This is a genomic window from Phaeobacter cretensis (assembly GCF_047372505.1).
Lineage (GTDB): Bacteria > Pseudomonadota > Alphaproteobacteria > Rhodobacterales > Rhodobacteraceae > Phaeobacter > Phaeobacter cretensis.
Map to the genome: position 1 here is coordinate 1,754,411 of NZ_JBKBEU010000001.1, position 22,388 is coordinate 1,776,798.

A 22,388-nucleotide genomic window follows, 5' to 3' on the forward strand; every position below is an offset into this window, starting at 1 on the left:
GCGATACCCTCGTAGCAAGCATATGTCTGGTTGCTCACTCGCCCGACCTAGATATTCTCCAATCTGCTAAACAGGAGCTTTTCCCATGCCCGCCCCTAAGAACCGGTTCAAGCAGGCACTGTCCAACGGCGATCGTCAAATCGGTTGCTGGATGAGTTTCGGCGAGGCCGCGGTAGCAGAAGTAATGGGAACCTGCGGGTTCGATTGGTTGGTGATCGATGGAGAACATGCGCCGAACGACATTCGCTCCATTCGCGACCAGCTGATGGCTCTGGGGGCGTCCCCCAGCCACCCGGTTGTGCGAGTACCGATTGGCGAAACCTGGATCATTAAGCAGGCTTTAGATTCCGGGGCGCAAACCCTACTGGTTCCAATGGTAGAAAGCGCCGAACAGGCACGTGAACTGGTGCGCGCATGTCAGTACCCTCCTCAGGGGACTCGCGGTGTCGGTGCAACCGCTGCACGCGCGACACAATTTGGCAGCCATGATGCTTATATTCAAACTTCCGATCAGGAAATCTGTCTGTTACTTCAGGTCGAGAACCGCAAAGGTATCGAAAATCTGGATGACATCCTGACAGTTGATGGCGTCGATGGCGTTTTCATCGGGCCCGCAGATTTGTCTACCGATATGGGACACCAAGGAAACTCGGCACACCCGCAGGTACAGGCAGTAATTGCAGATGCACTGGCGCGGATCAAAGCGTCGGGGAGAGCCCCTGGAATCTTGGGCACATCACCAGAGGCAACACAGGTCTATCATGATATGGGCGCGCAATTCCTAGCTGTTGGAATTGATGTCATGGTACTGGCACGAAGTGCCCGCGCCCTTGCTGCAGAATGGGCAGCAAAATAGCCGCCGTTTTCTGCGAGACTAATAGCCGGTGCAAAAATTCCTATTTTCGCGCAATTGACCCGTTTGACACCCTGCCGCTAGCCTGCCACCACAGGAGCGAGACCGCACCTAGCATCTTGGTGCGCGACGAGGGAGTTACAGGATGAAACGCACATTTGTTGCGGGGATGGTCTCCGCACTAACGCTAACATCAGCCATGGCTACCGCGGCCTCTGCTGATATCAAAATCGCCCATATCTATGGCAAGACCGGTCCATTTGAAGCCTACGCCAAGCAATCCCATGACGGGCTGATGCTCGGGTTGGAATACGCGACCGGCGGCACCATGGAAGTAAATGGCGAAAAGATCGTGGTGATCGAAAAAGACACCCAGCTTAAGCCTGAAAACGGTAAAGCCTTGCTGGAAGAAGCATATGGCGACGACGAGGTCGATCTGGCAATTGGTCCGGTCAGCTCAGGCGTTGCACTGGCAATGCTGCCCGTCGCCGAAGAATATGAAAAGCTTCTGATTGTGGAGCCGGCAGTTGCGGACTCCATCACTGGCTCCAATTGGAACCGCTATATATTCCGCACGTCGCGCAATTCATCGCAGGACGCTGTAGCCAGCGCCATCGCATTGGCGGGTGAGAACGTACACATCGCCACTCTGGCACAAGACTATGCTTTTGGCCGTGATGGCATCGCCGCCTTCCGCGAAGCATTGGCCGCACAGGGTCATGAGATCGTACATGAAGAATTTGCCCCAACCGACACCACAGACTTTACCGCCGCTGGGGAACGCATTTTTAATGCGATGAAAGACCTCGAAGGCGATAAAAAACTGTTCATCATCTGGGCCGGAGGCGGCAACCCCTGGGCTAAAATCAACGCGATGGACCCAGGCCGTTTTGGTATCGAGTTTGCCGGAGTTGGTAACATCCTTGCCGCTCTGAAGGGCTTTAAGGATTTCGTAGGCATGGAAGGTGGCACCTACTACTACTATGAACTACCCGACAATCCGGTGAATGATTGGCTGGTAAAAACCCATTTCGAACGGTTCAACAGCCCGCCAGACTTCTTCACCGCTGGTGGCATGACCGCTGGCATCGCCGCCGTTGAAGCAATCAAAAAGGCCGGAACCACCGAGACCGAAACGTTGATTGAAGCAATGGAAGGTATGGAATGGGAAACCCCCAAGGGGACCATGCAGTTCCGTGCCGAGGATCATCAGGCCTTGCAAACGATGTACCACTTCAAACTGCGGGTTGACGACGATGTTGAATGGGCCATCCCAGAGCTGGTGCGTGAATTGAGCATCGACGACATGCCGATCCCTGTGCGCAACTGATCGTCCTATAGAGCCGCGTCCGAGGGCATGCCTCCGGGCGCGGTAGTCAGCGCATGATTTGTGCCTGCTGATCAGATCATTGCTGATCCTCTTTATCCCTCTTCATGGATCCGTTCATGCCCGCACCGCTTTTGACCACTAGCGATCTTACTGTCCGCTTCGGAGGACACATAGCGGTGGACGCTGTGTCATGTGCCTTTCACCCCGGCGAGTTGACTGCCATCGTGGGGCCTAACGGCGCTGGCAAAACCACCTATTTCAACCTGATTTCCGGCCAAATTCCTGCAAGTTCGGGATGCGTCCTACTAAATGGCAGGGACATCACTACACAGCCCGTCTCTGCCCGCACCAAAGCAGGCATCGGTCGTGCGTTCCAAATGACCAATCTATTCCCCGACCTCTCCGTTCTAGAAAATGTCAGGCTGGTGATTCAGGCTAAGGCCGGACGAGGGTTCAACCTTTGGTCGATGGTCACGCGTCACACAGACCTCAGCAACGAAGCCGAAGCGATCCTTGCCCGTGTGCGGCTACTGGATGAATGCAATCAATTGGTTTCGGAGCTGTCTCATGGTAACCAGCGCAAACTCGAAGTCGCACTGCTGATTGCACTCGACCCGCTGGTCTACATGCTTGATGAACCAACAGCCGGGATGAGTGTCGACGAAGCCCCGGTCGTGCTGGATTTAATAGCCGATTTAAAGAAACAAACCGATCGCACAATATTGCTCGTCGAACACAAGATGGATGTCATCAGGACTCTCGCCGACCGCATTATAGTCTTGCACAATGGTGCGTTGGCTGCCGATGGCCCACCGGCCGAAGTGATGGCTTCTGACGTGGTACAGGAGGCTTATATGGGCCGCGGGCTTGATGGGGTCTTGGACAATGTCTGATCTAACTCGTGACGCATCCGCCTCCGATCCGATCCTTCGGATAGAGGAGGTCTATACAAATATTGCCCAATATCACATTTTACGGGGGGTCAATCTCGATGTGCCGCGTGGCGGAGTCACTATGTTGTTGGGGCGGAATGGAGTTGGCAAAACGACAACCCTGCGCAGCGTCATCGGCCATTGGCGAGCTCACAAAGGGCGTATCCTGTTCGATGGCGAAGATATCACCGAAATGCCTACCGCCAGCATCGCCCGTTCCGGGCTTGGTTTTGTTCCCGAAGATATGGGCATATTTGCTGATCTAACGGTCGAGGAAAACATGGTGCTAGCCGCAGTCTCAGGGCCGATTGACGCTGCGCGCCTAGACTGGGTTTTTGAAGCCTTCCCGCCCCTAAAGACATTTTGGAAATCCGAGGCGGGCAATCTCTCTGGCGGGCAGAAACAGATGCTGTCGATTGCCCGCGCAATGATTGAAGAGCGCAAGCTCTACATGATTGACGAACCGACCAAAGGACTGGCCCCCGCTATCATTTCGACCATGGCACACTCACTTAAGGATCTGAAGAACCAGGGGGCATCTATACTCATGGTCGAACAGAATTTCGCGGTGGCAAAAGCGCTAGGCGATACTGCCAACGTAATGGACAATGGTCGGCTCATCTGGTCCGGAGAGATGGCTGAGCTGGCCAGCGATGAGGCATTGCAGGAACGGCTGATGGGCCTGAGCATGGAGGCGCATTAGCCCAAATGCCTTGTCTTCAAGACCTCCCCTTCGATCATTGCACCCTATGCGAGACCTACAAATGACCGTAGCACCACAACACGCCCCTAACATAAAGCGGTCTACGCTCAGTGAGCGCCTTGCTCCCTATGTGCCTTTGATGCTGGTTCCGCTGTTGGCCATCGCCGGTTTCATCGCAGTACAAAACCCGTCCAGCTGGTTGACTCTAACTGTGTCGGGCCTGGCCATGGGGATGATGATCTTTCTGATGGCGTCCGGGCTGACCCTGGTCTTCGGCCTTATGGATGTTATCAATTTTGGACACGGCGCATTTGTTTCGGTTGGCGCTTTTGTCGGTATATCAGTTCTGCTGTCACTCGGCCATCTGACCAACGCACCCTCTCTGGGATTGAACCTTCTGGCCATCTTGGCCGCAGTCTTGGCAGCTGTGGCAGCAACTGCCAGCATGGGTTGGGCATTTGAACGGGTGATCGTAAAACCGGTTTATGGCAATCACCTGAACCAAATACTCGTCACAATGGGTGGCCTTATCATCGCAGAGCAATTGATCATTGTTCTTTGGGGTCCGGAAGAAATCTACTTCACCCGCCCTGAGGCACTGAAAGGCGTGCTCACTTTTGGCGATGCCGCAATCGAGAAATATCGTTTGGTCGCTGTCGCTGTCGGTCTGGCGGTATTTGCTGCGATGCGCTTCGTGCTACGACAAACCAAGATCGGCTTGATTGTACGCGCAGGAGTGCAGAACGGTGAAATGGTCGCTGCGCTTGGATATCGGTTGCGTCTGGTCTTTATCGGTGTGTTCATCGCCGGATCAGCCTTGGCTGGCCTCGGCGGTGTGATGTGGGGTCTCTACCAAGAAGTCATAACCGCCCATATGGGCAATCAGGCCATGATCCTGATATTTATCGTCGTGATCATCGGTGGGCTTGGCTCGGTCGAAGGTTGCTTTATCGGCGCATTACTGGTCGGGCTTTTGCAGAACTATATCGCCTTTGTAGAGCCGAAATTGGCCCTAATTTCCAATATTGCCCTAATGGTCGCAATCCTGATGTGGCGCCCTATGGGCATGATCCCGGTGGTAAAGGCAAAATGATCCGTACCCTTCTGTCTGGTGACCTACCGCGCTCTCGCGTTCTAGCCTTAGCGCTGGTCGTAATTCTGATCTGTCTGGCCTTTGCGCCGTTTTTGTTCCCCGGCGTGCGTACCGTCGATACTGCCGCACGCATCTGCATCTTTATTGTGCTGGTCGCGAGCTATGATCTGTTACTGGGTTATGGCGGTATCGTCAGCTTCGCCCATACGATGTTTTTTGGAATTGGCGCATATGGCGTAGCATTGACCTCTACCCATATGGGCCGCGGGTTTGATGCGCTGGCGTTAGGATCTATTGCGGGTTCCGGTGTTGCCGCCGGATTGGCGCTTCTGATCGGGCTATTTTCACTGAGGGTCCGTGCGATCTTCTTTGCGATGATCACCCTTGCCGTGGCTTCCGCTGTTGCGGTTCTGGTCAGTCAACTCTCGGCTCTGACCGGTGGAGAAGACGGGCTCTCTTTCAAAACACCGCGTGAACTAGGCCCTGCATTCAAATTCGGCCAAGAGACCTTTGACGGCAGAGTGTTCGGTGTAAAGCTGAATGGCAAGCTGCTGACCTACTACCTAGTCTTTGGAGGAAGCGCAGTCTTGTTCCTGACCTTGCTGCGCATTGTAAATTCACCATTCGGCCGCGTTCTGCAGGCGATACGTGAAAATGACTTCCGGGCGGAATCCATAGGCTACCGCGTGATTTACTACCGGATCAGCGCTACCTGTCTGTCTGCAGCAATTGCCGCACTCGCTGGGTCACTTTATGCAATCTGGCTGCGCTATGTCGGGCCAGATACCACACTGTCGATGGAAATCATGATCGATATCTTGTTGATGGTGGTGATCGGCGGGATGGGGACAATCTATGGCGCTGTAATTGGAGCTACTCTATTTGTGCTGGCGCAGAACTACCTGCAAAACCTTATGGGCTTACTATCCGAAACGGCCGAAGGTTTGCCACTGCTGCCCGAACTACTGAACCCGGACAGATGGTTGTTGTGGCTGGGGGTTCTGTTCATCCTCAGCATCTACTTCTTTCCCAGCGGTGTGGTCGGCCGTTTGCGCGGTCATCGATAGCAACCGGACCGAGACCTGCTAGCGCAGCACCTGATCTTCAGGCCAGCTCAGCTCAGTTTCAATCTGGATCGTCTCAGCTTCCCCTTCGGCGATCTCCAGATCCCAGGCCAGAATACCGCGCTGCTTTTCGACATTCCGCTCCGTCGGTGCAGGGCTGGCATCCCAAGTAATCTCCAGCGCATCCTGTTGGGAATAAGGGACACGATCCAATACCCGCAACGGCCAAACACGGTTGGTCAGGTTCTCAATCTCGATCTCAATCCGGCTGACTTGTTCGGTACTGCGCGATATCAGCCCTTGCTCACCTTCGCTTTGACCAATGACATCACGCCGTAGCGTAAGCCCCTTGATAGGACCAAATCCAATCTTGGCCTCGGATCCGGGTGCCAGCCCCGGAAAATCAGCAACAGCGACCAGTTTATCGTCTACGAAATGGACTACCTCCGTGGCCGCCAACAGTTGCTCGCTAAACTCATTCGTGAATTGGACGATGCGATAGGCCGTCTCATTGCGTAACGGGACTGCTTGCGCCGTCAGCTTGGCTGTTGTGGTGAGACTATCCATTTCAAGCCGCAACGTATCCGCTCCCGAGGTAATGGATACAGGTTCGCCAAAGGAATAGACGGCAGCAACACCACCTGTGTCGACATTCCATAGCGGGAGCTGTTCGACAATAACCGCTGATTCCACGATCTGATCGGCGAGCCCCCCCAATCCTGCATCAGATGAGAACTGCTGCTTTGAGATTTGTGGGGGAGCTGGTTTTTCTATCCGCCGCAGCTGAGGGCGCAATACAGAGGGTGAGGACTGCCCCAAGGGTTCAGCCGTCGACAGTGTCAGCGCAATATCCTGCCAGTTTTCGCCAGTACCCTGCGCCAAAATCACGCTACGCACCAGTGTGAGTTCGGGCTCATCATCCGTTGCAAGGTGCAGTTCATAATATGGTGACCAGCCAATATCGCCCATTCCACCTGTCAGATAGTTCAGCGTGATCTTCGCACGCCCAGCCTCTGCGACGTCTACTTCCAGCTCGATGAAGAGGCGATCCTCGTCCTCTAGCGCAATAGCGGCAAGCGCCTTACGGGCATCAGATAAATCATCCTGTAAGGCAGTCAGATCTTGTTCCTTATCACGAGCTTCTGCCTCTGAATCAATAATCTCACGGTGGCTTGCGGCGACCCGGTTTTCGATCATCAGGGCGATGTCCGCCAATGCTGATGCGTCCGCACCTGCTAGCCCCTCATTGCTACCCAGATGTTCAAGAAATTGGATTGAGCTGCGCGACGCCAGGGCTGACGCACGTGCACGCTGTGCATCGTCCATCACAACAGTGATCTGCTTCTCTATCTGGCGAATGCGCGCCTCGGCAGCCTCGATCTCTGGATTGGCAACATCACGGGGCGGTACGAAGTCCTCCCTCGTCATGGTGCTGATCCGGCGCGCTCCCGAGATCTGAACTTGCAAACTAGCCGTTTCAGCGCTGTGTGGCACGCCTTGCAAGATCAATTGATGGCGTCCTGCAGGAAGATCTATATCTGCCGTGCGGGTTATCTGAGCAAGTCCGGGATACAGTGTTACCGCAGTGACTTGACTGTCCACCGCGATCACATCCGCAACCACAGTTGTCGGAATATTTGTGATCGCGGCGGAGGCCGCTACGAAGGCAATAACTGAAAAAGCAGATCGCATGGCATCTCTCGGCTGATCAACATCGCGGGTTCATGCCCCGCCTGCTGCCAAGCCTAAAGACCATCGCGGGATGTTACCAGCCGACTATAGCCAATCGCTTTGCCTACCTTCTGTTTGTACCTTTAAGCTTGTCTGAGGTTGTCAGGTAGCGGAGTCCCGAAACGCGCTTCCAGCTCTGCGCCGGGGAACCCTAGGAACCGACAGGTACAGATTTCGATATGGCTATGTGCGTCCCGTAGACGGATCCGCCCCTCACTCTGCTGTAGATAGAAACCTTTACTGCGCAAGGCCCGGATCAAGTCCAGCCAACTTCTGGCAGTACGGAAACTCTCACTCAGCACCATCCGAAGCTGCGCCGCCATTTCGGTGTCGAGGCGCGAACCATTGCGCGCAGTAGCCCAAGCGGACTCGCCAATACGGCCTTGTGTTGCATCAACGGTTTCTGGCTTCTTTTGTATCATAGTCTTACCCCCAAAATACCTTTATCTAACCCCCAACAGATTAGTGGCACCAAGGCTGACAAGAACAGCTATACAAACGGTAAAGGGACCGTCTCTTTCGAGACAGTCCCCCTGCTAAATGAATATGTTTTTAGCCTTTTTTTAGGACTTCGCGACCGAGGAGCTCGGCAATCTGGACCGCATTTAGTGCAGCGCCCTTGCGCAGGTTGTCGCTGACGCACCACAGGTTCAGACCATTATCGATAGTCGAGTCCTGGCGAATACGGCTGATGAATGTTGCGAAATCGCCAACACATTCTACCGGTGTCACGTAGCCGCCGTCTTCACGTTTATCGATCACCATGATGCCTGGCGCTTCGCGCAAGATATCGCGCGCTTCGTCTTCATCAAGGAAGTCTTCAAACTCAATGTTGATCGCTTCGGAGTGGCCAACAAAAACCGGAACACGAACACAAGTCGCTGTAACCTTGATCGATGGATCAACGATCTTTTTGGTTTCCGCGACCATCTTCCACTCTTCCTTAGTGGAGCCGTCATCCAGAAACACATCGATATGCGGGATCACGTTGAACGCAATCTGCTTGGTGAACTGTTTCGGCGGCTTGTCGTCGGTCGGGTTATAGATCGACTTGGTCTGATCCCACAGCTCATCAATGCCGTTTTTACCCGAACCGGATACCGACTGATAGGTCGAGACCACAACGCGCTTGATCTTGGCGCGGTCATGCAGCGGCTTCAGCGCTACGACCATCTGTGCTGTCGAACAGTTGGGGTTGGCAATGATGTTTTTCTTGGCGTAGCCGTGCACAGCCTCTGGATTCACCTCAGGCACAATCAGCGGCACATCGTGATCGTAGCGATAGAGCGACGAGTTATCGATGACCACACAACCGACGCGCGCCGCCTTGGGGGCGTATTTTTTTGTCGCGTCGGAACCGATGGCGAACAGCGCCATATCCCAACCCGTGAAATCAAAGGTATCCAGGTCCTGCGTCGTCAACGTCTTGTCACCGAACATAACCTCTGTACCCAGCGATTTTCGGCTAGCCAGAACGGCCAACTCATCCACCGGGAAATGGCGTTCGGCCAGGATATTCAGCATTTCACGGCCCACGTTGCCCGTGGCGCCGGCGACAACGACGCGATAACCCATATTATTTCTCCAAATATATCCGGCCTTGTGACCGGCTGCGATGTCTTATCGGGAAAGATCGCGTGTGGAAAGGCCAGATCAATCCAAGCGGTCGCGACTGAGCAGATATATTGCGCATCCGACCAGTAGAAACGTCAATAGGAAACCGAAAATAGCAAAATAGGGCAAGGAAAGGTCCGGTCCCACCATTTCTGCGTGCAGACGTCCACTGGCGAACTGCATGATTCCCACGCCACCAATGCCAAAGAAGTTGAGCATAGTGACCCCGCGACCAACCATATGCGGAGGTACAAAGGCACGCCCATGTGCCAATATCACCGGGAAAGACGCACCAAAAAAGCCGACGGCTGCCATCAGAGCGATCACGAGTAACACCGGCCCATCGATCCATATCATCAAGCCACCCAACGACACGCATGCAAGCAGACTGCCTCCAAGCACGACGCCTTTGCGCGTTCCCAGCCACCGATCCGTCGGACCATAAGCAAAGGTTCCAAGGATCATTGCGCTTCCCATCACGAGACTGGCAATCCCGACAGCCCCTCGATCCATGTCAAAGACATCACTCAGATAGGGACTAATCCAAAGCCCCCGCAATGCAGCCGAGGGCGCATAAGCCACAAACATCATAATAAAAATCGGCCACAAAACCGGCATTCTCAGGATATCTAGAACAGATCCTTTAGGCCCCTCAGCGGCATCAACTCGAGCAGGATCCTGCACGGTTAACGCGATGCCGATCGCCACTGCGGTGGAAATACTGGCGAGACCAAATAGCGTGCCACGCCAGCCCAGCAGTTCAACCGCCAGAGCTGTTGGGTATGATGCCACCAAATTTCCCAGCGAACCGACACCAAGCATTAGCGCTGCCAGTGTTGCAAAGCGTCGCGGGGGATATTCGCGCGCAAAAATATAGTAGGAGGCCATCAGAACCGGAGAGCAGCCAATGCCTATCAGTACCATTGCAAAACTGATGTGAACTGGCGCGGATGCCAGCGCAAACACAAGTGCCCCGCCCCCGCCGCCAACCAACAACAAAACTGAAGCCGTGCGGCTTGGCCCAACACGATCCAGCGCCCAACCAACCGGCAACTGCATTGCCGCAAAGGTCAAAAACCAAAGCCCAGACGCAAAGGCAAGATCCTCAGGCATCGCCCCAAGGTCGCTTTCCAAGGCAGTACTAAGCACCGCCAGAAACGCGCGAAAGAACTGGCTGAGCACATAACCCAGACATAAGATGACAAGCCCGGCCTGCATGGTGCCTCCCCCGGAATAGCATGCTATTACGCGGTCTATTACAGAGCGCAGCAATTGATATCTGGCCACAGTGGCGATTTCGCATTATTTCACAAGAGTGCGAAACTACTTAGCTGTGATTTGCCGTGTGCCATACCAGCGCTAGGGTATGGTTCCAACAGGATGAACGGATCGCATATGACACAGGATGGTTTTTACCAAAGCCTCTCGCCCAGTCGCGACTTTTCCGGTCTGACCCGTGCGGCGGCGTTCACCCCGCTACCAAGGGATTGGATGGTCGGGTGCTGCGATATCGTTAATTCCACTGACCTGATCGCAGCCGGGCGCTATAAAACGGTGAACACCATTGGAGCCTCCGCTATTGCTGCAATGATCAACGCACTGCAAGGCACACCATTTCCGTATATCTTCGGCGGCGACGGAGCCTCCTTTGCGGTGGCTCCTGGACACGCTGATATTGCACGCGACACCCTGGCCCGGTTACGTAGTTGGGCAAGCGCCGAGTTTGATATCGAACTACGCGCGGCATTGCTGCCCGTTTCCTGGATCAGGGCCGAAGGGCTCGATGTGGCAGTTGCCCGCTATGCTGTGTCAGATGTCGCAGACTACGCTATGTTTGCAGGCGGTGGACTGAACTGGGCAGAACGCCAGATGAAACTGGGCGGATTCGAAGTGCCCCATGCGGCCCTGCCAGACCCGCCAGACCTGTCTGGCTTATCCTGCCGCTGGAATACAATTCCCGCCCGCAACGGGCTAATCTTATCTGTAGTAGTGCAACCCGAGCCAAGCACCTCTGGACGCGATTTTGCCAGGATTGCCGGCGATGTCCTCTCCCTAGCTGATCAATTGCAACGAAATGGCCACCCGGTACCAGAGAACGGCCCCAGTTTCAGCTTCCCTCCACCTGGCCTGAGCCTTGAAGCTCAGATTTCGCGTGGAAAAACAGCTCTGATTTTAAAAAAAATGCAGCTGTTCATCCAGACAATGCTGGCTGCATATGCGCTCAGCCGCAAACGACCTTTTGCCGGGTTTGATGCGCCTCATTATCGCAAGATGCTGGCCGCAAATGCGGACTTTCGAAAATTCGACGATGGCCTCAAGCTGACCCTCGATTGCCCACCAAAGATACGCGATGAGATCGCGCGCACGCTTGGACAAGCTGCCGCAGCAGGCCTTGTGCGCTACGGGCTGCACGAGCAGGAGGAGGCGCTAGTGACCTGTATCGTACCGTCAGTCATGCGTGACGATCATGTGCACTTCATCGACGGCGCGGCTGGCGGCTATACTCAGGCCGCGCTTAGTATGGCCGCGTCCTCAGACCAAGCAGTAACCTGAGGAAGCCACCGATAGCCCGAACTCGCCAATCAGACAGGTTGGAATTTCGCGCTTCGGGGTTCGTAACATTCCAAACCGCCTTCACCGATATCGGTCCACAGGCCATGAAGGCTCAGCGTTCCATCACGTACTGCGCTGTCAATAAAGGGAAACGTCATCAGGTTCTCAAGCGAGGCAACAACCGCTTGACGTTCGAACTGGCGCGCTTGGTCGTCCGCATCCTCAATGTCTTCCACCAAAGAATACTTCGGCTTCAGAATATCCATCCAGCGTCCGACAAAGCTTTCCTTGGCGTCAAGCGCAGGGGCATGGCCTTTGCACATATCGATGCAACCTTGCACACCACCGCATTGTGAATGGCCCAGAACAATCAGATGCGAGACCTTTAGAACGGTGACAGCATACTCGACCGTTGCGCTGGTGCCATGGTGATCCCCATCCGGTTGATACGGCGGAACCAGATTCGCGATATTGCGGTGAATAAAGAACTCACCCTGATCGGCACCAAAAATCGAAGTCACGTGAACCCGGCTATCGCAGCAAGAGATAACCATAGCGCGTGGGCGTTGGCCCTCACTGGCAAGCCGCCGATACCAGCCCTGATTGTCGCTATAGGTCGTGGCCTTCCAGCCATGATAGCGCGTCACCAGATAGCTTGGCAGGGGTTTTGCAAATTGCATCTGTCGTTCCTCGATTGTCCTCTGGCGAGTCTGTTATCAAGGATTGTCACCAAATTCGAGAGATTTGACTATCCACTTGGAAACCTTTTGACAACTTCTGAGGCGCAAGTTTGGCCCGTGCCGTGGGGGCATGAATAAATGGGGTTTTATGTGGTGGCTCAAATACTCACTGTAATACACAAAGAAAACGTGCGCTTGGATTCCGACAAATTGTCGGACCTCTATGCGCAGCTTGGCGAAGCCGGGGCGGAAGATGTGGTCTGCCGCGCAATTGAAGAATTGGCCGTACGCCTTTCTCATTGTGAACGGTTGTGGCGTCAGAATGATATGCCGAACCTGCGCAAGAGCGCCCGGTCGCTGATCGCAATCGCTGATCAGATCGGTATGACTGCCATGGCGGGGGTATCCCGTGACGTAACCAACGCAATTGACATAGACGATTTTGCAGCAATTTCAGCAACACTTTTCCGATTGATGCGGATTGGCGAACGGTCGTTGACTGCCGTCTGGGAGCAACAAGACCTTTCGGTCTGACAAGTAACCCTAGGGGCACTTGACCGGATAAATTTGATCGCGGATCTGCCAGCGACGGGGAATTTCTCTACCTGTCAGAAACGAAGACTCACACTGATCTCTAGGCGTCTTCAGTATGGCGTTATCATATATTCGGGCTCTGAAAAGAGCCCCCATTTGCGTTGCAAAACAACTAACTTACCCAGTTCAACCAGTTGAAACGACTGGTTGAACACAACACGGCAGGGCTTGCAGACAGCGCTGTGACGGATACTGTGGCGATGAAATCATCCCCAGAACCCGGAGTTCTCTGTCATGCCTTCAGCAAAGCGCCCGACCTTCGCCAAGCCGGATGCGGCAAGCATAGACCTGCATGTTCTTAATCAAGACGACTGCAAGAACTGGCTGGCCAGTGCGCCTGCCGAAACCGCGAACTGGGCGCAAGCCAACGGGTTTCGCGGCTCTATCGGTCAATCACTCACCATTCCGGGTGAGAATGGCCAGCCCAAGCAGGCATTGGTTGGCTATGGCACTGCCAAAGATCGCACACGACACCGCTTCATTCTGGCAGGGGCTCTATCTGCACTCCCCAGCGGTACATACCGCTTAGTCGAGGGTATCGCGAACGAAGAACGCCCGGCAGAATGCCTCGGATGGTTGCTCTCTCAATATCGGTTCGACAGGTACAAGTCAGGACAGGCAGCGGACAAGTTTCTGGTTGCACCAGAGGGCGTCGATGTCAGCCGCATCGAAACTTTGGCGGCAGGAGAGTTTCTGACCCGAGATTTGATCAATACACCCGCCTCCGATATGGGGCCAAGCGAATTGCAAGACGCCACGAGAGAGCTGGCCGACCAGCATGGCGCGCATCTCGAGATCAATGCGGACAAGGATCTGCTAACGCAAAACTTCCCGATGATCTATACGGTCGGTCGCGCCTCGGACCGTCGTCCGCGTCTTTTGGATATGCGCTGGGGCAACAACGGCCCAAAACTAACACTTGTAGGCAAGGGCGTCTGCTTTGACACGGGTGGCCTCAACCTCAAACCAGGCAGCAGCATGGGGTTGATGAAAAAAGACATGGGCGGTGCAGCAAACGTCTTAGGACTTGCCCACATAATCATGGCGCTAGGGCTACCTGTGCAGCTGCGTGTCCTTATTCCAGCCGTTGAAAACAGCGTCTCCGCCAACGCGTTCCGGCCCGGAGATGTGTTGACTGCGCGCAATCGGATGACCGTTGAAATCAACAATACAGATGCAGAGGGGCGCTTGGTCCTGGCTGACGCACTTGCTTATGCTGCAGAAGAGTCACCGGATTTGCTGATTTCCATGGCAACACTGACCGGCGCCGCTCGGGTGGCCGTAGGTCCGGATCTGGCTCCATTCTACACTGATGATGACGCGGACGCACAGACTATCTGCGCAACAGCAGTAGCGTCAGCCGATCCAGTTTGGAGGATGCCGTTTCATGCCCCCTATGAAAAGATGATCGAACCTCAGATCGCTGATCTCGACAACGCGCCCAGCGGCGGCTTTGCCGGATCAATTACGGCGGCGCTCTTTTTGCGCCGGTTCGCCGGAGAGAGCCGCTATATGCATTTCGACATCTACGGTTGGACACCGACCGACGCGCCCGCGCGGCCAAAAGGAGGCGCCTTACAGGGTGCACGGGCCCTCTTCGAGGCACTCCCGCAGATGCTTAAGCTCTGATTTCTAAAATGCCTGACCCGCGCCGCACCCCCGCCAACGACCGCGTAATTGCTGCTCATCTATCGCAGACATCCGGCGACCGTAGCGTCGTTGAAGGGCAACCCGCACGTATCGGGGTGCCCGTTGTGGACTTGCTGCGCCAGCCAAATGGAGCAAGAGACCGCCAATTGCTACTAGGGGCTGACGTATTGGCCTTTGAACGGCGTGACGGCTGGGCCTTTGTTCAGGCCGTTTATGATGACTATGTCGGATATGTGCCCAGCTCTGCACTGACAGAAGACGCGGAACCTGTGACCCATCGGGTCTGTACCCCTGCTACACATGCCTATAGCACTGCAGATATGAAATCTGCAGACCTGTGCAGCCTAAGCTATGGCAGCAAATTGGCAGTAATCTCCACGACGGAAAAGTTCGCGAAGACCGATCAGGGATATGTCCCGGCGCATCATCTGCGACCGCTTGCAGAGCTGGACGCCAACGCGGTTTCTGTTGCAGAGCTTTTTCTAGGGACTCCCTATCTATGGGGGGGAAACAGTCGCCTGGGAATCGACTGCTCTGGTCTGGTTCAGACTGCAATGCAAGCCTGCGGCGTGAACTGCCCCGGCGACAGCGACCAACAAGAACGCGAATTAGGTACATCGATACAACTAGGGAATACCCCTGTTCCAGCGGATTTAAGGCGCGGAGATTTGTTGTTTTGGAAAGGCCACGTCGCTCTGATGCAGGACAGTGAGACTATGATCCACGCCAATGCCTACCATATGGCCGTCGCACTGGAACCGGTTGCCGGTGCTGTAGAACGGATCATGTCACAAGGTGACGGCCCGGTCACCGCCCATCGACGCCTTGAGATTTAAGGCAACCCCCACAGCAATCGCACTATGTCACAGAGCGAATTAACTTGCGTTCCAACACGCGCAATACGGTCTTCAGGTCGTGCCCGCGTTTCAAAATCTGACCGTCCATACCGATAACCGCATATTGTCCTTGCCGCCCACGCAGTTTGGGTCGTTTTTCGATACGATAGAGAGGGTGTTCAGCGGTCCGGCGGAAAACCGAGAAAACGGCCAGGTCCCGCAGGGTCGATATACCGTAATCGCGCCACTCTCCTGCGGCGACCATGCGGCCATATAGTGACAGAATCACCGAGAGTTCCGTGCGGTGGAAGGCAACCTGTTGCGGGCCATTGGATGGTGAGAAGGGCTGCACTTGGTCAAAGCTCATGACATCAGCGTTGCGTCAATCGGCGAATAAATCAAGTATTATTATTGACATAAGCCGCCATAGACATATCAGGACGCAATAATTTCCGGTGCCACATCATGGATATTTAGACCAATAATCTGGTCAAATGCTGCCCGCCCCGGAGAGGTCAGCAACAGCCCACGTTTCACAGATTGGCGCTTGACCCAGCCTGCCTTCAGTGCGTGGGACAGTATTTGTCGGCCCAGCGCTCCCGATATGTGCAAACGCCGCTCTGTCCAATCCATGCAGGGCCTCGCAAAGGGCTGGCGACCGACTGTACTTGGTAAGACTACGCCCAGTTTGGACCATTCCGTCGCCGGGACCACCTCAAACCCGCCGTTTCGTTCTATCAGGATTCCCAAATCAATAAACCGAGCGGTCATCGCGACCGCCAATGGACCGGCAAAGTGATCATAGCAACTGCGAAGCGGTGCTAAGCCTCCGGCCTTTCTCTGCTGGGCCCGGTGTAGATGATCTGAAGGTGCTATCGCGGCCAGCTGTTCGAGGGCATGGGCCACCTCTGCGCTCGCCAAACGATGAAAGACACAGCGCCCTCGTTTTTCGGCAATAACCAGTCCGGCAGACTGCAACATCTGCAAATGCGCAGTAGCGGTTGGCGGCGTTACTCCTGCCGCCGCGGCCAGTTCCTTGTTGGTATAGGACCGTCCATCCAGCAACTCGCATAACATGCGCGTCCGGCTGGCGTCGGCAAGGGCTTGTCCTAAAATATCAAATCGTGGTGTGCTCATGGGCCAAAGATAGCCCATCGTTGTCAATAGAACCTAGCTCAAACACTTCGCTCACGATCGAATGGTTGGCTGATTTACCATCGAACTACGCATTAACGGCGATCTAACCAGATCCTCATACCCTGTGCAGGTCGCCCGCCATCAGGATGAGGAACCATCGGACAATGCATAACCCCCCGAAAAAACATCTGCCTCAACCTGCAATGACTGCGGCATATCTGCGCCCCCCGTCAAATAATCCAACCAATATCTGTGCTGTCTTAGCCTCAGCTATGTTGATTGCTGCCCTTCTAGTACTTGGGACTAAGGCCAAGGCCGATAGCTCACATTCCAATACACTTGTCGCCCAGCGCATCGCCCTGATGAATGGACAAAAGAGGGCATTAGAAGAACTGACGGCAATGACCCGTGACTATATTGCCTTTGATCGCGCCAGCGCACGCGCCGCCAAGCGTATTCTGGTAAGGTCAGCGGGCCGCATTCCCCGACGCTTTCGCCGGGATGTTACAGATCTCTCCTCCCATGCACGCGGAGGCATCTGGGTGAATTGGGAAGATTTTTCACGACACGCAGATAGTGCAAAAAAGGCAGCGCGCGCGCTCAACGTCCGATCTGCCGCTGGACTAAGACGCAGTCTGCCTCGCTTGATTTCATCCTGCCACAACTGCCATCAGATCTACCGTCTCGCACCGAGGGAGTTTACAACTCATTGACTTCAAAACGGCAACGGCACCAAGCATCTTACCGCTAGTTGGGTTCAGCATTCGTGTCCGCAGCACTGTAGCGAGCTAGGAATGTCTTGATTGCTGCGTCAACCACCCGCTCGCGTTCAGCCTGGCCGATCTCAGCATCGATATTGAATAGCAACCTCAGGAACATATCAGCGCGACAGAGTTCTGCGAACTGATCAGCAGCAAGATCCATATCCTCTATTAAAAGCTCACCTCGCTCAGTCGCCCCGGCAAAATACTCCCGCAGCTGCGTCCGTATGGTTGCCGGCCCGCTTTCGTAAAAACGACGCCCTAGGTCTGGAAACCTGTCCGCTTCGGCAACGCAAATGCGAAACATCTTTACGCCGAATTCCGACAGGATCACCGACAGGACGTGAAGCCCCGCCTCGCGCAGCGCTATTTTGGGACTGCAGCACCCGGCAGAAATGGTCACCGTAGTATCCGCCTGACGTGCACAGCCGTGGCGGGCAACCTCCATGAATAACAACCGCTTATCCGGGAAGTAACTATAAAGCGTCGCCTTAGAGACCCCAGCTCTACGGGCGATTTCGTCAACACTGGCGCCCTCAAACCCTTCAGCCATGAATACATCACGGGCGCCCTGCAGCACTTGGTCGTATTTGCGACCCTTGCGGGGGATGGCAGCTGGTTGGTTCATAAATTCTCTCTGTTGTGATGCGCAATCCCGACAGGTTACTGCACTATCTTTGCACACTCCTGCATATCGAGGAGCGGATCAATCTTGACCTCGCAGACGATTGATCCGTCGTGATACCCACAAAACTATAGTTCTATGGAGCGAATGGAAATCACCTTAGGCGATTCCGCGCTATGGGCTCCAATTGCAGAAGGCTGGTAGACTGGCCTGCCTCACATTGAAACCGCATCTCAAGGCGTCAGAAACGCTCTTTCCGCGTTGGTCAATTCAGGTTACCAATTGCGGCAATGATCGACATATTTCTTCGAACCCTTCCTTTTTTTGCTATCATCGGCCTTGGTTACGGGGCTGGGCGCTGCCGGTTCTTTGGAGAGGAAGCAACTGCCCACCTCACAAAATTTGTCTTCTACTTCCCGCTGTCTGCAATGATTTTTCGTTTTGCTGCCAACCTGTCCTTTGCCGATATCTTCGATCCGCATCTAATCTTAGCCTATCTGTTAGGCACAATGGCCGTCTATCTTCTGACAACCCTCGTTGCAGCAATGAGACAGCTTGATACCCAGACTGCAGCGGTAGAGGCGCAATGCGCAGCCATTGGCAATGTCGGCTTTCTGGGTCTGCCAATGATGGTTCTGTTGTTTGGCCCAGCGGCCATTGGGCCAATGATGCTTATCCTCAGTGTCGATCTTGTTGTGTTTTCTTCTCTGATTGTCATCCTGATAAACGTAGGCCGTGGCAGTGGTTTGGGCGGGGAAACGTTCCGATTAGTTGGTCGCGGCTTGCTGCAAAATCCGATGATCCTATCAATCTGTGCCGGTCTAACCTGGTCAGCGTTGTCTCTGCCAATCGCTACACCTGCCAATGCGTTTCTTGCACTGCTCGGTGATGCGGCCACGCCCGGTGCGCTATTTGCGATTGGGGCCTCTCTGGCATCAAAGTCTGCGGAACGGGTGCAGATCGCAAGCTGGCTCAGCTTTGCCAAACTGGTGCTACACCCAGCCTTGGTAGCGATCTGTGTATTGATATTATTTCCGGTAGATCCCTACGCCGCTGGAGTGGCCATCGCGGCGGCAGCACTGCCTGTTGCAGGCAACGTCTACATGCTGGCTCAACACTACGGCGTCGCGCCACACCGGGCCTCAGCTGCAATCCTTTTGTCTACCACGTTGTCGATCCTGACGCTGCCTTTGGTGATTGCATGGGTCACAACCTTTACCCAGCCTTGACCCTGTTCTGACCACCTCGACAACAGAAAAACACCTCCGCCTTCAGGTTTTTGCAATCATATGCCGCAAAAACAAAGGCCATCGACGCACAGTCACTGGACGCTATGGCTGACCGCAGGTAGCGATAGTGCAACCAGAACAAAGGAATCGTCCTATGGAAACCGTCTCAGAAAATGCAGCTTTTGGCGGCGTGCAAGGCGTCTATCGCCACACCAGCAGTAGCACAAATTGCGATATGACCTTTGGCCTGTTTCTCCCGGAAGAGGTTGCTGACGGCCCGGTTCCGTTGCTGTGGTACCTGTCCGGCCTGACATGCACCCACGAAAACGCCATGTCCAAAGCCGGGGCGCAGGCTTGGTGTGCTGAACAGGGTATCGCGATCGTGTTCCCCGATACGTCGCCGCGCGGTGAAGGCGTGGCCGACGATGACGCGTATGATCTTGGTCAGGGCGCTGGTTTTTATGTGAACGCGACACAAAACCCCTGGGCACCGCACTTCCAGATGTGGGACTATATTACCGAAGAGCTTCCAGCATTGCTCGGCGAACAGTATGCTCTGGATATGGATCGTCAGGCGATCACCGGCCACTCCATGGGCGGTCACGGTGCGCTGACGATGGCGATGAACCTACCGGGGCGCTTCCGCTCGGTTTCGGCGTTTGCACCTATCTGTAATCCCTCTGCCAGTGATTGGGGACGTAAGCAGCTGACCGCTTACCTAGGTGAAGACGCCGCCGCCTGGAAACGTCACGACGCCACCCTGATGATGCAGGATACTGGTTTTGACGGGCCGGTCCTGATCGATACCGGCACGTCCGATCAATTTCTCGATCTGCTCAAACCCGAAGCTCTGGCACAGGCCAGCGCGGAAAGACGGCAACAAGCTGTGATGCGGATGCAGCCCGGCTATGATCACAGCTACTTTTTTGTCTCAACCTTCATGGAGGACCACGTGTCGTTCCATGCAGAAGCGCTCTATCGGGGCTAATCATGACAGACTTCGACTACGATCTCATTATCATAGGCTCTGGGCCATCAGGCCGGACCGCCGCAATTCAGGCGGGCAAGCTGCACCGCCGTGTGTTGGTCATCGACCGCAAAGATCGGCTTGGCGGCGTGTCAGTGCACACAGGCACCGTTCCGTCCAAAACCCTCCGCGAAACGGTACTGAATCTCTCCGGTTGGCGGGAGCGCAGCTTTTACGGCCGCGCCTATCGGGTTAAGGATCAGATCAAAGCCAAAGATCTGAAAGCACGTCTTCATATGACTCTCGACCATGAGGTCGACGTGCTGGAGCATCAATTCAACCGCAACCACGTTGAAGTGCTGCCCGGGCTGGCACGCTTTACTGGCCCGAACGAAGTCGAAGTCGCCACCGAAGCAGGCGATACCACCCGCGTCACCGGTGAGAAATTCCTAATTGCGACTGGCACGCGCACCTATCGCCCTGACTATGTACCCTTTAACGGCAAAACCATCGTAGACGGCGATGAATTCCTCGAGATGGAGGAGATTCCTAGATCTCTGGTCGTCGTAGGCGCCGGGGTGATCGGTGTCGAATACGCCACCATGTTCTCGGCTCTGGATGTTCGTGTAACGCTGGTTGAGCCCCGTGACACCTTCCTTGATTTTATCGACAGCACATTGATCCAGGATTTCACTCATCAAATCCGTGAAAACGGTGTGGATCTCCGATTGGGTTCAGCCATCACCAAGATCGATGATGAAGGCAGCCATATCGAGGTCAGTCTTGAAAACGGGCGCCATGTCCGTGGCGACATGTTGTTGTTCGCTGCCGGTCGAATGGGGAATACTGAGGCACTGAACCTCGACGCGGTTGGCCTGAAAACAGATCATCGCGGGCGTCTCAATGTGGATCGAAAGTCCTACCAGACCGCCGTACCGCATATCTATGCGACCGGTGATGTGATCGGCCATCCATCGCTGGCTTCAACCTCGCTTCAACAGGGCCGGGTCGCGGCATGTCATGCGCTGGACACCCCAACTCTGCCCGAAAGCCCTTGGTTCCCCTATGGAATCTATTCGGTCCCAGAAATGTCCACCTGTGGCATGTCAGAGGAGGAATTGCAGGAACGCGGCATCCCCTATGAGATCGGTATCGCCCGGTTCCGCGAAACCTCGCGTGGGCACATCATGGGGTTAGAGCACGGCATGCTCAAAATGTTGTTCTCTCTCAAAACACGTCGGGTTTTAGGTGTTCAGATTGTTGGCGAAGGTGCGACCGAGCTGATCCACATCGCTCAGGCGGTGCTCAACCTCAAGGGCACAGTGGACTATTTCGTACAGAACACCTTCAACTATCCGACTTTGGCAGAAGCCTATAAAATTGCAGGGCTTGATGCTTTCAACCGGATGCCCATTCCGGACGAATTCAAGGTAAGTAAACCGGACGAAGAAAAGCCTAAATCTGCTACCAAGGCCAAAGCGGCTCCCAAGGCGAAATCGACCAAGGCTGCAGAGTAATGGCGCTCTACATTGACGCCGATGCCTGCCCTGTCAAAGCAGAGGCAGAGCGGGTGGCGACACGTCACAAGGTTACTATGTTTGTGGTCTCCAACGGTGGGCTGCGACCTTCCCAGAACCCACTGGTGGAAACTGTGATCGTATCCGAAGGCGCAGATGTAGCTGATATGTGGATCGCCGAACGCTGCGGACAAGGTGATGTTGTGGTCACCGGGGACATCCCGCTGGCCGCCAAATGCATCGAAACCGGTGCGCGCGTTTTGCGGCACAATGGCGAACGCTTCACCGAAGCAAACATAGGCCAGCAACTTGCCATGCGCGACTTAATGGCTGATCTGAGGGCCGCCAATCCGCTGGGCGCAGGCGGCAGCGGCAAAGGCTTTACCAAGGCCGATCGTTCCCGGTTTCTAGACGCGCTTGAACGTGAGATCCGCGCCGCCAGCTCAGGCTAGTCGCAGGCACCCTCGGCCGCTCTTGCCCTTTGTCTGCCTTTGGGTCACTGATCGTACAATAGTAGCA

Annotated in this window: 23 protein-coding genes; 15 read left to right on the forward strand and 8 right to left on the reverse strand. The window is 54.9% G+C overall.

Features of this window, described 5'->3' with window-relative positions; translation table 11 throughout:
- Positions 1-85: 85 nt before the first annotated feature.
- The 6 genes from ACEWZM_RS08505 (at position 86) to ACEWZM_RS08530 (ending at position 5,978) form a co-directional block, all read left to right on the forward strand.
- The gene (locus tag ACEWZM_RS08505; protein ID WP_414006023.1) at positions 86-856 is read left to right on the forward strand and encodes an HpcH/HpaI aldolase family protein; all 771 of its coding nucleotides are present in this window, start codon (positions 86-88) and stop codon (positions 854-856) included.
- Positions 857-998: 142 nt separating this feature from the next.
- Positions 999-2,183, forward strand: a complete 1,185-nt coding sequence (locus ACEWZM_RS08510) for a substrate-binding domain-containing protein (protein WP_414006024.1) — start codon at positions 999-1,001, stop codon at positions 2,181-2,183.
- Between the two features lie 116 nt (positions 2,184-2,299).
- Complete coding sequence (locus ACEWZM_RS08515; protein ID WP_414006025.1) at positions 2,300-3,076, forward strand: ABC transporter ATP-binding protein; 777 nt, start codon at positions 2,300-2,302, stop codon at positions 3,074-3,076.
- Positions 3,069-3,818: an ABC transporter ATP-binding protein gene (locus ACEWZM_RS08520; protein WP_414006026.1), complete on the forward strand. Its 750-nt coding sequence runs from the start codon at positions 3,069-3,071 to the stop codon at positions 3,816-3,818. The genes ACEWZM_RS08515 and ACEWZM_RS08520 overlap by 8 nt, the downstream gene beginning before the upstream one ends.
- 61 nt (positions 3,819-3,879) lie before the next feature.
- Positions 3,880-4,911, forward strand: coding sequence for a branched-chain amino acid ABC transporter permease (locus tag ACEWZM_RS08525; protein WP_414006027.1), 1,032 nt, complete (start codon positions 3,880-3,882; stop codon positions 4,909-4,911).
- A complete protein-coding gene (locus ACEWZM_RS08530) occupies positions 4,908-5,978 on the forward strand; it encodes a branched-chain amino acid ABC transporter permease (protein WP_414006028.1) in 1,071 nt (356 codons plus the stop codon). The genes ACEWZM_RS08525 and ACEWZM_RS08530 overlap by 4 nt, the downstream gene beginning before the upstream one ends.
- An 18-nt stretch (positions 5,979-5,996) precedes the next feature.
- Here the strand turns inward: ACEWZM_RS08530 and ACEWZM_RS08535 are convergent, their stop codons facing one another.
- The 4 genes from ACEWZM_RS08535 to ACEWZM_RS08550 all read right to left on the reverse strand — a co-directional run bounded on the left by ACEWZM_RS08535 (position 5,997) and on the right by ACEWZM_RS08550 (position 10,538).
- Positions 5,997-7,667: a DUF4139 domain-containing protein gene (locus ACEWZM_RS08535; RefSeq protein WP_414006029.1), complete on the reverse strand. Its 1,671-nt coding sequence runs from the start codon at positions 7,665-7,667 to the stop codon at positions 5,997-5,999.
- 122 nt (positions 7,668-7,789) lie between these two features.
- Positions 7,790-8,128 (reverse strand): hypothetical protein, encoded by a 339-nt coding sequence (locus ACEWZM_RS08540; protein ID WP_414006030.1) that lies wholly within the window; start codon positions 8,126-8,128, stop codon positions 7,790-7,792.
- A 130-nt stretch (positions 8,129-8,258) separates the two neighbouring features.
- Entirely contained in the window at positions 8,259-9,281 is a 1,023-nt protein-coding gene (locus ACEWZM_RS08545) for an aspartate-semialdehyde dehydrogenase (RefSeq protein ID WP_414006031.1), read from the reverse strand.
- A 78-nt stretch (positions 9,282-9,359) separates the two neighbouring features.
- Positions 9,360-10,538 (reverse strand): MFS transporter, encoded by a 1,179-nt coding sequence (locus tag ACEWZM_RS08550; protein WP_414006032.1) that lies wholly within the window; start codon positions 10,536-10,538, stop codon positions 9,360-9,362.
- A 177-nt stretch (positions 10,539-10,715) separates the two neighbouring features.
- Between ACEWZM_RS08550 and ACEWZM_RS08555 the strand changes: the two genes are divergently transcribed.
- The gene (locus tag ACEWZM_RS08555) at positions 10,716-11,873 is read left to right on the forward strand and encodes a DUF3095 domain-containing protein (RefSeq protein ID WP_414006033.1); all 1,158 of its coding nucleotides are present in this window, start codon (positions 10,716-10,718) and stop codon (positions 11,871-11,873) included.
- 29 nt (positions 11,874-11,902) lie between these two features.
- Here the strand turns inward: ACEWZM_RS08555 and ACEWZM_RS08560 are convergent, their stop codons facing one another.
- Positions 11,903-12,553 carry a carbonic anhydrase gene (locus tag ACEWZM_RS08560; RefSeq protein ID WP_414006034.1) on the reverse strand — a complete coding sequence of 217 codons (651 nt, stop codon included), beginning with the start codon at positions 12,551-12,553 and terminating at the stop codon, positions 11,903-11,905.
- Between the two features lie 138 nt (positions 12,554-12,691).
- On the opposite strand from ACEWZM_RS08560, the gene ACEWZM_RS08565 reads away from it, so the two are divergent.
- The 3 genes from ACEWZM_RS08565 (at position 12,692) to ACEWZM_RS08575 (ending at position 15,633) form a co-directional block, all read left to right on the forward strand.
- Positions 12,692-13,087 carry a hypothetical protein gene (locus tag ACEWZM_RS08565; protein WP_414006035.1) on the forward strand — a complete coding sequence of 132 codons (396 nt, stop codon included), beginning with the start codon at positions 12,692-12,694 and terminating at the stop codon, positions 13,085-13,087.
- 294 nt (positions 13,088-13,381) lie between these two features.
- Entirely contained in the window at positions 13,382-14,776 is a 1,395-nt protein-coding gene (locus ACEWZM_RS08570) for a leucyl aminopeptidase family protein (RefSeq protein WP_414006036.1), read from the forward strand.
- A gap of 8 nt (positions 14,777-14,784) precedes the next feature.
- Positions 14,785-15,633: a C40 family peptidase gene (locus ACEWZM_RS08575; RefSeq protein WP_414006037.1), complete on the forward strand. Its 849-nt coding sequence runs from the start codon at positions 14,785-14,787 to the stop codon at positions 15,631-15,633.
- Between the two features lie 22 nt (positions 15,634-15,655).
- Here the strand turns inward: ACEWZM_RS08575 and ACEWZM_RS08580 are convergent, their stop codons facing one another.
- Complete coding sequence (locus tag ACEWZM_RS08580; protein ID WP_414006038.1) at positions 15,656-16,000, reverse strand: DUF2794 domain-containing protein; 345 nt, start codon at positions 15,998-16,000, stop codon at positions 15,656-15,658.
- A 68-nt stretch (positions 16,001-16,068) separates the two neighbouring features.
- Positions 16,069-16,770, reverse strand: a complete 702-nt coding sequence (locus ACEWZM_RS08585) for an ArsR/SmtB family transcription factor (RefSeq protein ID WP_414006039.1) — start codon at positions 16,768-16,770, stop codon at positions 16,069-16,071.
- A 164-nt stretch (positions 16,771-16,934) separates the two neighbouring features.
- On the opposite strand from ACEWZM_RS08585, the gene ACEWZM_RS08590 reads away from it, so the two are divergent.
- Positions 16,935-17,483: a c-type cytochrome gene (locus ACEWZM_RS08590; RefSeq protein ID WP_414006040.1), complete on the forward strand. Its 549-nt coding sequence runs from the start codon at positions 16,935-16,937 to the stop codon at positions 17,481-17,483.
- Positions 17,484-17,517: 34 nt separating this feature from the next.
- Here ACEWZM_RS08590 and ACEWZM_RS08595 read toward each other — a convergent pair whose 3' ends face one another.
- The gene (locus ACEWZM_RS08595; RefSeq protein ID WP_414006041.1) at positions 17,518-18,159 is read right to left on the reverse strand and encodes a TetR/AcrR family transcriptional regulator; all 642 of its coding nucleotides are present in this window, start codon (positions 18,157-18,159) and stop codon (positions 17,518-17,520) included.
- Between the two features lie 287 nt (positions 18,160-18,446).
- Here ACEWZM_RS08595 and ACEWZM_RS08600 point away from each other — a divergent pair, with 287 nt between their 5' ends.
- From ACEWZM_RS08600 to ACEWZM_RS08615, 4 genes are all read left to right on the forward strand, one after another.
- Complete coding sequence (locus tag ACEWZM_RS08600) at positions 18,447-19,385, forward strand: AEC family transporter (RefSeq protein WP_414006042.1); 939 nt, start codon at positions 18,447-18,449, stop codon at positions 19,383-19,385.
- A 154-nt stretch (positions 19,386-19,539) separates the two neighbouring features.
- A complete protein-coding gene (fghA, locus tag ACEWZM_RS08605) occupies positions 19,540-20,373 on the forward strand; it encodes an S-formylglutathione hydrolase (RefSeq protein ID WP_414006043.1) in 834 nt (277 codons plus the stop codon).
- A gap of 2 nt (positions 20,374-20,375) precedes the next feature.
- The gene (gene sthA / locus ACEWZM_RS08610) at positions 20,376-21,869 is read left to right on the forward strand and encodes a Si-specific NAD(P)(+) transhydrogenase (RefSeq protein ID WP_414006044.1); all 1,494 of its coding nucleotides are present in this window, start codon (positions 20,376-20,378) and stop codon (positions 21,867-21,869) included.
- Positions 21,869-22,321 (forward strand): YaiI/YqxD family protein, encoded by a 453-nt coding sequence (locus ACEWZM_RS08615; RefSeq protein WP_414006045.1) that lies wholly within the window; start codon positions 21,869-21,871, stop codon positions 22,319-22,321. The genes sthA and ACEWZM_RS08615 overlap by 1 nt, the downstream gene beginning before the upstream one ends.
- Positions 22,322-22,388 lie beyond the last annotated feature (67 nt).